Source organism: Helicobacter bilis, assembly GCF_900198365.1.
GTDB lineage: Bacteria > Campylobacterota > Campylobacteria > Campylobacterales > Helicobacteraceae > Helicobacter_A > Helicobacter_A bilis_B.
This window is the reverse complement of record NZ_FZMS01000030.1, coordinates 1-11,425: the sequence shown is the minus strand read 5'-3', so window position 1 is coordinate 11,425 and position 11,425 is coordinate 1. Positions and strand designations below refer to the sequence as shown.

Annotated in this window: 11 protein-coding genes; 4 read left to right on the top strand and 7 right to left on the bottom strand. The window is 31.5% G+C overall.

Going from position 1 to position 11,425, the window contains the following annotated elements; genetic code table 11:
* Positions 1-144: 144 nt before the first annotated feature.
* Positions 145-675, top strand: coding sequence for a hypothetical protein (locus C6H08_RS04935; RefSeq protein ID WP_052099974.1), 531 nt, complete (start codon positions 145-147; stop codon positions 673-675).
* An 11-nt stretch (positions 676-686) separates the two neighbouring features.
* Entirely contained in the window at positions 687-1,394 is a 708-nt protein-coding gene (locus C6H08_RS04930; protein ID WP_034579343.1) for a hypothetical protein, read from the top strand.
* Between the two features lie 246 nt (positions 1,395-1,640).
* On the opposite strand, the gene C6H08_RS04925 is transcribed toward C6H08_RS04930, so the two are convergent.
* Positions 1,641-2,237, bottom strand: coding sequence for a helix-turn-helix domain-containing protein (locus C6H08_RS04925; RefSeq protein WP_104686124.1), 597 nt, complete (start codon positions 2,235-2,237; stop codon positions 1,641-1,643).
* A gap of 319 nt (positions 2,238-2,556) precedes the next feature.
* Between C6H08_RS04925 and C6H08_RS04920 the strand changes: the two genes are divergently transcribed.
* On the top strand, positions 2,557-4,059 hold the full coding sequence (locus C6H08_RS04920; protein WP_034580065.1) for a GumC domain-containing protein: 1,503 nt from the start codon (positions 2,557-2,559) through the stop codon (positions 4,057-4,059).
* Positions 4,060-4,689: 630 nt separating this feature from the next.
* Here C6H08_RS04920 and C6H08_RS04915 read toward each other — a convergent pair.
* Genes C6H08_RS04915 through C6H08_RS04890 form a run of 6 tightly spaced genes read right to left on the bottom strand, consistent with a single transcriptional unit; the run spans position 4,690 to position 10,158 of the window.
* Entirely contained in the window at positions 4,690-6,564 is a 1,875-nt protein-coding gene (locus tag C6H08_RS04915; RefSeq protein ID WP_158656810.1) for a methyltransferase, read from the bottom strand.
* Positions 6,546-7,508 carry a radical SAM protein gene (locus C6H08_RS04910; RefSeq protein WP_034563407.1) on the bottom strand — a complete coding sequence of 321 codons (963 nt, stop codon included), beginning with the start codon at positions 7,506-7,508 and terminating at the stop codon, positions 6,546-6,548. Before C6H08_RS04910 ends, C6H08_RS04915 begins: the two co-directional genes overlap by 19 nt.
* Positions 7,505-8,461 (bottom strand): glycosyltransferase, encoded by a 957-nt coding sequence (locus tag C6H08_RS04905; RefSeq protein ID WP_267892881.1) that lies wholly within the window; start codon positions 8,459-8,461, stop codon positions 7,505-7,507. The genes C6H08_RS04910 and C6H08_RS04905 overlap by 4 nt, the downstream gene beginning before the upstream one ends.
* Before the next feature lie 22 nt (positions 8,462-8,483).
* Complete coding sequence (locus tag C6H08_RS04900) at positions 8,484-8,765, bottom strand: glycosyltransferase family protein (protein WP_034563412.1); 282 nt, start codon at positions 8,763-8,765, stop codon at positions 8,484-8,486.
* Complete coding sequence (locus C6H08_RS04895) at positions 8,759-9,748, bottom strand: NAD-dependent epimerase/dehydratase family protein (RefSeq protein ID WP_034563415.1); 990 nt, start codon at positions 9,746-9,748, stop codon at positions 8,759-8,761. Before C6H08_RS04895 ends, C6H08_RS04900 begins: the two co-directional genes overlap by 7 nt.
* The gene (locus C6H08_RS04890; RefSeq protein WP_034579313.1) at positions 9,745-10,158 is read right to left on the bottom strand and encodes an NYN domain-containing protein; all 414 of its coding nucleotides are present in this window, start codon (positions 10,156-10,158) and stop codon (positions 9,745-9,747) included. The genes C6H08_RS04895 and C6H08_RS04890 overlap by 4 nt, the downstream gene beginning before the upstream one ends.
* Positions 10,159-10,475: 317 nt before the next feature.
* Here C6H08_RS04890 and C6H08_RS04885 point away from each other — a divergent pair, with 317 nt between their 5' ends.
* Positions 10,476-11,183, top strand: a complete 708-nt coding sequence (locus C6H08_RS04885) for a hypothetical protein (RefSeq protein WP_104686122.1) — start codon at positions 10,476-10,478, stop codon at positions 11,181-11,183.
* Positions 11,184-11,425 lie beyond the last annotated feature (242 nt).

Here is an 11,425-nt window from a genome sequence, read left to right as displayed (position 1 = left end):
TGATGGGGTTATAAGGCTTATTAGTTATAAATCATGTAATGTTATGTAATGCTATGTTATGTAATATTGATTTGTTAGCTAAGGATTAAGGGTTAAGGTTTTAAATGTTTTTTATTTGATTGATTTTTTATTAAAGGTTTGATTATGGAATTAAAACTAGAGAATGGGTATTATATAGATAGTAATAATAACAAATGGAATGCAGAGGCATATACTGAAAATGAAGCCTCTGAATATAGCAAAGGGTTAATTAATTGCTTTGATTGTGTAAATTGTGTGAATTGTAAGGATTGCAGGGCGTGTGTTAATTGCAAGGGTTGCATTAATTGTAATGATTGTATTATGTGTGTAGGTTGTGATTATTGCATAAATTGTAAGGAATGCGGGGCTTGTAGCTCATGTGAGTATTGCACTAATTGTAATGAGTGCTACACATGCACTGATTGTATAAAGTGTGCAGAATGCTCTTATTGTAATGATTGTATTATGTGTGAAACTTGCAGTAATTGCTTTGATTGTGTAGATTGTGTAGATTGTGTAGATTGTGTAGATTGTGATACATGCGACTATACAAAACATAGTAAGCTATCTAATCATTTAAGTAATTGTGATTTTTGCATAAATACACATCACTTAAAAAACGAGTATAAATATAATGACTTATTAAAAGCATAAGGGGGCATGTAATGATTGATACAAACAATAACACAAACAAAGGCTTTAATACAAATGCTTATAAGACACAAAGTAAGGCAAAAGGCAAGGTAAGCAATAAGACAAGCAATAAAGCTAATAACAAAGCTAACAATAATAACAATAATAACATACTTGCTAATGCTTTAATTGATTATGTAGCTTGTATTGATAGTGTAAGCAATATTTGCATAAAATATAATATCACTAGACAAGCATTCTATAAGTATAAAAGCAAGTTGGCAGGGTTTTATAATATGGATTATGATATAAAGCATAAACAAAGCAAAAAAGCCTTATATGATATGCTTATGATATTGAAGCATATCGATAACTTTGCAAAGTCTAATAATACTTTACTTGATTATGCGGGTAAAGCCTTTTATAGCAATATACAAAACTTGCTTAATATTAAAAGGCATGATAAATTAAGCAATAATATTAACAAGTTAGCAAGTAATGATGTGTTTAATGAAGTTTCAAGCACTGATAACGCTAATAACGACTTACAAGACAATAACGCTACAATACAAGCAAGTAATGATGTTATGCTAGTAAGCAATGAAATTAACACGCTAGAAACTGAATTAATCCTTAATGATAGTATTACAAGTAATGATTTATTGTTAAGTAGTGAAATATCACAAGACAAAGCTAACAATAAGGCATTAAATACCAATAGTGTAATAATAGACTTTTAAGGGTTTATTGTGTGCTAGTGTATGTTATGTGTATGTATATGCTTATATGTGCTTATGTAATGTATATGCTAGTATGCAATACTTAAAGATTAACACATGCAAAGGCTTATAAAGTAATTGCAATGCAATACAAAGCTATAAAGCTACACACACAATAACACAAAGCAAAGCATTAAAGCAAGGTAATATAAAACAATGCAAAGGCTTATAAAGCAATATAAACAAGGCTTTAAAGCTTTATATATTCTAGTTTTCATTGCTTATAATCTCTACTTCAATCGTTTTTACAAATTCTTTATTATTGTTAATGTTATTGTTTTCTTTATTAATGTTTATTTGCTGTGCTAATGCTGGGGGTTTTGGTATAACTTGCAATGTATCGTTAATGTCTTTCATTGCTGAAGTAATATTTTTTAAATCTTTTGTATTTGTTATGCCACTATCTAATAAATCACTACTTATTTTTAATACCTTATTGCTTAAATCTTGGAATATATACGCAAAATAAGGGTTTTTTTGTTTGACTATCTCTATAACTTCACTGACAATTAAAGTATTAATATTTTTGCATTCTATTAAATCGTTATTTTGTGTTTCTTTTGGGCGTTCATTAATTTTTAAATCCCGTTCGTTAATTATTTTTTCAAGCGTTGAAAAGCCCTCATTTAAGGCGTTTGTAGCCTCTTGTGCCCGTTCGTTAATTCTTACATTATTTTCTTTAATATACTTGCTTAATGTGCTTTTTGAAATGTTATATTCTTTAGCTAATTGTGATATTGAATAATACCCTGTTTGATACTTTGGAATGATGTCTTTATATGGTATGCTTATTTTTCTACTCATTTTTATGATTGCCTTTATATTTGATATTTTGGAATGTTTAAAATAAGGGTATTATACAGAATAAGCAAAGGTTTAAAGGTTTATGTGTTACATGTTATGTGTTTTTGCTAACCTCATCATTAAGCAAAGGTTATTATATGATGAGGTTATAAGGCTTACATGTATTTACAAAGGCTTACATGTGCTTTTATGCTTGGCTCTTAGCAAACAATGCTAAACACGCATAAGCATTAATATACATGCAAAGGCTTATAAAGTGATTGCAATATAAAGCAATTGGCTATAATAACACATAATATAAATAAAACAAGGGATTAAAATGGCTAGTGTAGTATTTGAGAAACAATTAGCAAATATTAACAAAGGGTTACAAGCTTTACGCAGTATGAATAAAGAGTTAAATAAGTTTGAAAAGGGCAGTAACTCTACTAAAATGCTAAGGGAGACTATTAAAAGCCTTAAAGAAGCAGAATCTAGTGTTAAGTTTATGGCATTACAGGCACATATGGTAAATTTTAATAAAGCAAATAAAAGCCTTAATAATTTTAATAATAAGTTGCAACAAACTAAAAAATATTTAGACACGATATATAGTAAAATGAAAATGGTCTCATTTGTAGGTATGGCTGGACTTGCTAGTGCTGGGGGTATAGGGGCTGGAATTGCTAATTTTGGCAAAGGTTATATAAATAATCAACACAAAGCAAAAGCAACTGGGATTAAAAACTTTGGCGGCAGAAGCTTACAAGCCGTGCAAAATATGAGTGAGTCAATCACTGGAAATAAAGATGATTTATATAACATAATCGCACATATACAAGACAATAAAACAAGCATAAACACTAGCACAGATTTGGCTCAACTTGGAATAAACCAGAATGATTGGGTAAAAATGGACTGGCAAACACAATTACAAACCCTGCTAGATAAATCAAGGGATAGTATGTTTGATGATTCATTTAATGATATATTCCATGAAGCTATACAGAATCTAAGCGGGGGATTAAGTGTAAATCAATTAAGGGCTTTAAGTAGTGAATTACCTAATGTTAGCAAAGCTTTTAATAATGCTTTGCAAGATGTAGCAAGTAGTGAAAATATTAATAAGATGACTGAGCTAGGCAAAAAGTGGCAAAAAACACAGAATCAAATGGAGGCTTTTTTTGTAGATTCTGCTAGTGGAGTAAATAAGGGCTTAAGTAATGCGATTGAAGGCATAGGAGGCGGTTTTAATGATTTAAGGAGCGATACTTCATATAAAGCTATGTTAAAAGTAGCAGATTTATGGCTAGGGGCTAATATTAATCAAAATTCTATAAAAGAGGTAATTAATAATATACCTGCTTTAATACAAGACACAAGGGGTACATATAACACAATATCAAGTGTAATTAATAGTGTAAGCGGGGGCGTAAAAGGGACTAAAAATAGTATAAACGATTTATTAGCAATGATTGGTATAACTGATAAAACAGATGAAGCGACAAAGCATAGTGAATTACAAGATAAATTTAAAGCTATACAAGATGATATAACATCGCGTGAAGCCTTTATAAGTGCAGAGCAAACAAGGCTTAAAAATGCTAAAAAATATAATCCTAATGACACACAAGCAATAAATGAGTATCAAAATAATATTAATAACTATCAAAAAGAATTACAATCTTTACAACAGATGAAAATAGAATTTACACATAAGCATGAATACGACGATAAAACGGGAAAATGGAAGGTTAAAGAAACTGAGATTACAGAGAGTAAAGATACTGGCGGCTTTTTTAGTAATGCTTTATCGATTATGAATACAATCAGAGGGAGTTAACGCAAGGGTTTTAAAGCTTTGCAACTTGCTTTTATTGTGTGCTAGTGTATGCTTAAATGTATTTGTATGCTTTTATGTGCGGCTCACGCATAAACATTAATGTTAGTATGTGTGTAATGTGTATGCTAGTATATAATATTAATGCTTAACACATGCAAAGGCTTATAAAGTAATTGCAATGCAATACAAAGCAAAACATTAACACACTTGCAAACAATGCTTAAGACTTACAAAGGCTTTTAACAAACTGAAAACAAAGCAAACATACTTTAACACTACTTGCATAACTCAATCATACATTTATTACAAGCTAATCATAATCTAAATACAAGTCATGTTTTTAATACCTTTTTATGTTTTTAATGTATCTTTTAATCTTTTGTTTGTTAGTAATGTTTGTATTGTATGTTTTATTAAGTTTGTATCTAGTCTTTAATGTTTTTGTATTGTGTGTAATTTTAATTTGTATCAAAGCTTTAATTAATTTGTAATTTTGTATTGCTTAGTTTGTAACACTTTGTAAAGTGAAAATGTAACTTATAAACTTAATGCAAGAATCATATAAAAAAGGTTTGTATTCTAAGTTATAATTGAATGGTATTTTAAAGGGTTAAATCTTTGGAGTATGTGTTATTTTACTTGTAATTTTATGTAGTAATGAAAAAAGGATACATAAAAGGATACACAAAAAGCAAAAAGGCTTTTTTGCTTAGTGTTTAGAGTATCGGTATTTTGGGCGTTTGGAGTGTTTTTTATAACGCTGGGGTTATATAATGGCTTTTTACTTACAATATTTTCATACTCCATCAAACTCCGCTCCATTCCACCTAAGAAATTAAGCAAATGAACCTTAACTTCAATGTCTTGCTTTTTCTCATCTTGCAAAGATTCTATAACATATAGTCTGCTTTCTTTTGTCATAGAATTTGCGATATTTTGTAGAATCTTAATCGCCTTGCAATCATCATAATCGTGCAAAATCCTACTCATTATAAACACATCTGCTTGAATAGAAAATGGCATAAAAAAGTCAATCTCTATAAAAACACCACTTTTATTCATACGCAAATCTGTTTTATCCGCATAAATGGCGCGTATATTTGGATATTTTTTCACAATAGAATCTAGCAAAGCACCACTACCGCAACCTATATCACACACGACTTCATTATGTAATATAGGCATAAAATCGCTATAATCACTCGCATAAAAATGCGCCATAGCTGAAAAAAGCTCCTGCTGCTTAGAATCTTTATGCAACATATCAAAATATCCTGCATTAAAAATACTACTAAATTTTTCTTTATTTTCTTTAAGACTTTCCGGAAGTTTGTGTGCTACCAAATAGGGCAAATCAAGCCAATATAAAAAGACCTTTTTAAGCCTTAAAGCTTCTTGTCCTTTTGCCGTGAGAATATAGCAAGATCGTGTGTTTTTATAGATAAACCCATTTTGTAAAAGCCAATTTATAAGCAAAGTCTGGCTATAACTCTGTGCTTTAAAATCTTTATTTTGCAAGGATTCCAAAATACCAAGCTCAAACACACTACGCAATATCTGTAATGACATAAAGCTAAAAGCAAGTTCTGAAAAATATCTTTGATATGCTACGCTTGTCTTATCTTTAATTTCATTAGATTCCATATTCTTGTCATGTTGAGTGCGTAAGCACGAAATATCTTTTATAGAATCTAGATTTTGTTTAGATTCTATATCCCATTTTTCGCACCCTAAACCCTGCACCCACCCATTTGAATTAGATTCTAAGACCTCTAAAGAATAATCTTTTTCATTAAGAATACATTGCTTCCCACACAAAGTAGTAGCAAATGCCCTGCCATTGTAAAAAGGCTCTAATTTTGCAAATCTATCCGCATATAATGCCTTGCCGTTTTTGTCAATATGAAAATATCCAAGATTATCTTTAGCGACTGCCACACCCTTATGATAAGGCCCTAAAGATTCAAATAGCTTTCCGTGCAAAAATGTGCCATCTTTACAAATATGTGTTGCTTTGCCATTTTCTAGCATTGCTACTGCTATGTTATAAACAAAATCTCCCACATAGCTAAATCTATGCTCATAAAGTGCCTTGCCTTGTGCGTCAATATGAAAATATAAACCACTTTTATCCCTAACAACACACGCTCCATTGACAAAGTTTCCACACCAAGCAAAGCGATTATTATATGCTTCTTCTCCGCTGTCATTGATATGATAGAATCCACTCTCATCACTCACTGCTGCTAAATCTTCATAGAATCCAAATGCTTTAAAAAAGCTTTTTTCAAATATATTTTTTCCTTGTGTATCTATGAAAAATGCTTCTTCCTTGCCATCTTTTTCTATAAAAACAGGAGCGATCCCATCTTGAAATATAGTTGTCTTGTGATAGCTTAACACCTTTTTATACCGCTCTTTATAAAGTGGCACTCCATTGCAAATATGATGCGTTTCACAAAGACTTAAGCAAACATCTTTAAGATTTATTTTTTGAGTAAGCATTGTTTGCATACCTCCTTTGTTTGATATGTTTCTACAAGATTTTTATATTGTTTAGATTCTAAAACTTGCAAAAGTGTGGAATCTTTGATATTACCAAAGTCGCCAAGCTCTTTTCTTAAATTATCCGGCGCACAACATACACTTATATCGCCTTTATAATTTATCCATAGCTCTTTGCCTAAAAAAGGGCATTGTTTTTGTGTAGTAGAATCCATACTTTCATCACCAAATGGCATAAAGTTTTCTAGCTTAATTTTATCTTCATAGGGCATAAGAGATTCTACAAGGGCATTCCATTTTTTCTTATAAGTTTCATCTGTATGCAGGGCTTCAGATTCTAACTCTTTGTGTGTTATCCAAAGCTGATGCCCTTTAATGCGATTAATCCCTTTTGCAATCGCATATTCAATTAAGGGAATAATAGAATCCAAATTACTTCGCATAAAAGTCATTTGCAAGGTAATACTTACATTTTTATTGTGCCTATCTCGCAGTAGGCAAAATCTCTCTATACGCTTTATTGTAGATTCTGTATCGCTTTTATACATAATAGACTCATTGACTTTAGAATCTAGGCTATTAAACGAAATCTTAATATCACTTAAAACTGCTAAAAGATTTTCTTTGATATATGCTTCATCATAGCGTTTGCTAAAAAGTTGTGAGCCATTTGTTGTAAGATTTAGCTTTATATCATTATCTTTGCAAAACTCTACAATATTTTCAAAATATTTATACAGCGTTGGCTCTCCCATTGTCGTTGGGATAATCTCTTTTACTCCCGCATTTTTTGCCCCTTTTAAAGCAATATTTAATAACTCCAAAGGCATATCAGGGCGAGTTTTTTTGTAGCCTTCATTATAGATACCATGTGTATCACACATTTTGCATTTGAAGTTGCAAGTATCTGGATTTGTGTCAATTGTTATTCTATGTAGTTTCATTTTGTCTCCTTTAAAAGTTTTGTATAAATAGAAAATATTGTTTGATAATCTTGCTGGATAGAATCTACACTATCCCTATTATCTGGCAGGGCATTTAAAATGCTGGGATTTTGTATGATTTTTTCTAGCACATTTTTTAGAGATTCTGCACTTCTTGCTTTAAAGCAAAGTCCCTTGTCTTTATCAATTAACTCAAACATACCGCCAATATCCGCACTCACAACAGCTACACCCGCTAAAAATGCTTCTTGTATCACAAGCGGCGAGTTTTCAAGCCAAATGGAAGGCACAATTAAGACATCAATCTCTTGCAAGATTCTATCGATCTCTTTATTATCGTATCCACCCATAAATTCCACAAAGCTATCTTGTAAAAATCGCTTACTACTACCTATATTCCCATAGATTCTAAGCTTTTGTTCTGGGTGATTTTGAGTAAGCATTCTAAAAGATTCTAATAAGATTTTTATGCCTTTAGTTGGGATAATCCGCCCCATATATCCAAACCTTATTTTATCTTTTAGTCCAAAAACCCTTTTTTTATAAGTGATACTTGCTTTATCAAAGCCATATTTTTGATAGATAATCCTATCTTCTTGTATGCCGTTTTTGATAAAATAATCCCTAAGCGTGTGTGAGGGCGATATAAACATATCTATGCTTTCTCTTATCTCTTTGAGATTTTCTAGGGCTTTCTTCACTTCAGATTCCATAATGGTGTATGGCGAACAAGCCTTGCATTTCTCTACACTAGGACCATCACATAGCAAAAGATTAGAATCTATAAGCTGCCCCTTCACGCAATAAAGCCAAAAATCGTGCAGAGTAAAAACGACTGGCTTTTGATACTCTTTTGCAATTTTTACAAGGTTTATTGAGAGATGAGCCAAATGCCCAAAATGCACAATATCTGGCTCCACTTGCTCCAAATACTCCCTAAATGCACTCTCAATCCCTTCATCATAAAACTTATCCTTATATGTGTAATCCTTTTTTCTTATTTACCCTGCGGATAGATAAATGCTTATCTTGTGATAATAAATGAAAATCTCTTACAAACTCCCCATTCACATAGCTTTCATCATAAATCGTATAAGGCTCATCAAACTCATTTTCAATCCGTGTAAAAACAAATACCTTATGTCCTTCTTTTACAAGTTCTTTACATAGTGTGAAAGAATACACTTCACTTCCTGCCATAAAATCTGGCGGAAATCCGTGTATAACTTTTAGAATCTTAAGTTTTGTATCTAGCATACTAACTCCTTTTGTGTGTGTTTTAAAACTAATCTATTTGCTTGACATAACCTCACATAAAGACTTAAGCCCTGTGTAATATCTTTAAATCTCATATTAAAAAACTTCACTGCCTTTGTATTATCTCCTATGAAATTTTCCACTTCAAAATTTCGTCTAGATTCATAACACACCTTTGCCTTTGTTTGCCACTCATTTTCTAGCAATAACACAAGATCTTTTAATCTCACACCTTTAGCACTTGATAAGATAAAACGCTCACAAAGTTTTGTATGAGATAATACATCTATGGCTTTTTTAATACAAGAAATTACATCACCGATATACACAAAGTCTAGAATCTGATCTCCACCATAAACGCAAATCTCTTGTCCAGCCATTAGCTTTGCACTAAATTTTGGTATCACTCTACTTGGCTTATTAAAGTAGCCCCCATAGACATTACTAAGCTGAAAAATTATGCAAGGATTATGATTAGTTTTTGCATAATTTTCTACAATCTGCTGTGATTTAAGCTTGCTTTTTCCATATTGATTGATGGGATTCATTACTGCATTTTCATTTGCCATTTGCCCCTTTGTATCACCATAAACTTCTCGACTGCTTGTAAAAATAATCCCTGCATTTTTTGATATAGATTTACTCAAAGTTTGAAGCAACACTTCACTGCCATAGACATTTACCCTATTGCATTCATCTTTATTAGATTCTGCTTCAGCCACACTTGAGATAGCACATAAATGAATAATGCAATCAAATTTTGTCGCATTTAAAATGCTAAAGAGCAACTTTTCATCACAAATATCACCTTTTGCCGCCCTTATATGCGATTTATGTAAAAACCTTGTATTCCCATATCCATACATCTCACACACACTACCCAAACTCTTTTTATCAAAAATCACAATCTCATTCTCACTTCCTAACGACTGAATGAGATTTAATCCTATAAATCCTAGCCCACCTGTAATAAGAATCTTCATTGGCACACCTTTCTTAACTCATAATATTCATTACTTTCACACAAAAGCATTCTCCCAACTCTTTTTGTCCCATATACAATCACTCTTTTGCCCCTTTCTTTCAAAAAAGTAAGCAAAGGGGTAAAGTCATTATCATCACTCACTATCACAAGGCAATCAAACTCTCTGTAATGCTCTTTTGCATACTTGCAAATTCGCATATCTGCGATATTTTTTTGCGTATCTATTCTTCCATTTCTACTATAATTTGTGATTCCATATTCACGATAGGTTTGCTGAAGTCTCTTAGATGCAAATCCAAAGGCTGCTTTTAGCACAATATTGCCGTGTCTTAACACACGCTCCATACTTGTTGTAATGCGTTGCCGTGTTTGAGCAGCATTATTTTCACTATCAAATACAATAGCCACTCTTGGTAACCGCCATTTATTCTCCTTTCTTTAAAAATACAGCGTAATTCTAGTGCGTTTATTAAGTGATGCAAAGGAATATATTTTCCATACACAAGACCCCACCGCTACAATGCTTTCTGTGTTTTTGAAAAGAAAACATTCTACATTTATCAATGTTTATAAAAGCAAAATTGTAAAATTTTTCCATTTTTATTGTTTTAACTATTCTATTTAGATAGAATTTTGTAAATTTTATTCCAAAAATTGAATTTAAAATTTACAAAAAATTAAAAAATAAGGAAAAATATTCAATATCTATCAAGCAAACTAAGCAAATGTGGTATAGATTCTATATTGAGCCATATTTTGATAAAGGTGATATAAAAAGGCTTAAAGAAGCTATTGTTTCTTATCTTACAAAAGATGGTGCAGATAAAGATAAAACCAGTGGTGTAGAGAAGCAATTTAAGTCTCAACAAATCCAAGAAGAATATTTTAAAGTTATTCTGCCCTTTATGCTTTCAGATGAAAAGTTTGATAATTTTGTGCAAAATTATCTAAACATAGGGCTTCATCATCGCCGAAATTTTAGCAACGCTCAAAATATGATACGCGCCAATATCACCCAGCTTGATATTTTAAGCTATAAAAAAGATAGCTTTTATCGCCACTTTGTAGAGTTAGCAAAAATAGAGCAAGAGATAAACAAACTAAATAATAATGCAGATGAAGAACAAATACAAGAGATAAAAACAAAGCTAGATTCAATAAAGGAGCTATCATTTAAGGATTTTGAGAATACAAAAGAAATTCTAGTAGAATACACAAAGGACATAGAATCAAAAAAGAGTCTTATTGAAGCAAAATACATCGCATCTTGGCATATCGCATATATTCGCCTTATTAGCTATGGTGAAAAATACTCAAAAGATGAAACAAAGGAAGCAAAAGCAAAGAACGAAGAAAAAGCAAAAAAAACTTATATATTGCCCTTTTTGTCTCTTGCTCTTTTAATCCCAGCTTTTTACGCACAGAATCAATAAAAGCTTTATTTGAGAGCTCATTTGCCCTCTCTTGTACTATCTTTGCCCTCTCTTGTACTATCTTTGCCCTCTCTTGCCCTTTTTTATAGTTTTCTAAAAACTTTAAGGCTTCTTCATCTGGGCTAAACTCACCTTTTTCATACAAGCACAATAAAAAGTTACTTGGGGGCTTTAATATCTTTGTTTGCAAGTAGCAATCATGGTATTTTTTTATACTTTGCATGTCGTAAAAATCAAAGCCT

Coding starts and splice junctions, on each gene's coding strand:
- C6H08_RS04930 (WP_034579343.1), top strand. CDS start 687: ATGATTGATACAAACAATAACACAAACAAAGGCTTTAATACAAATGCT.
- C6H08_RS04915 (WP_158656810.1), bottom strand. CDS start 6,564: ATGCTTACTCAAAAAATAAATCTTAAAGATGTTTGCTTAAGTCTTTGT.
- C6H08_RS04920 (WP_034580065.1), top strand. CDS start 2,557: ATGGCTAGTGTAGTATTTGAGAAACAATTAGCAAATATTAACAAAGGG.
- C6H08_RS04925 (WP_104686124.1), bottom strand. CDS start 2,237: ATGAGTAGAAAAATAAGCATACCATATAAAGACATCATTCCAAAGTAT.
- C6H08_RS04885 (WP_104686122.1), top strand. CDS start 10,476: ATGTGGTATAGATTCTATATTGAGCCATATTTTGATAAAGGTGATATA.
- C6H08_RS04900 (WP_034563412.1), bottom strand. CDS start 8,765: ATGCTAGATACAAAACTTAAGATTCTAAAAGTTATACACGGATTTCCG.
- C6H08_RS04935 (WP_052099974.1), top strand. CDS start 145: ATGGAATTAAAACTAGAGAATGGGTATTATATAGATAGTAATAATAAC.
- C6H08_RS04910 (WP_034563407.1), bottom strand. CDS start 7,508: ATGAAACTACATAGAATAACAATTGACACAAATCCAGATACTTGCAAC.
- C6H08_RS04895 (WP_034563415.1), bottom strand. CDS start 9,748: ATGAAGATTCTTATTACAGGTGGGCTAGGATTTATAGGATTAAATCTC.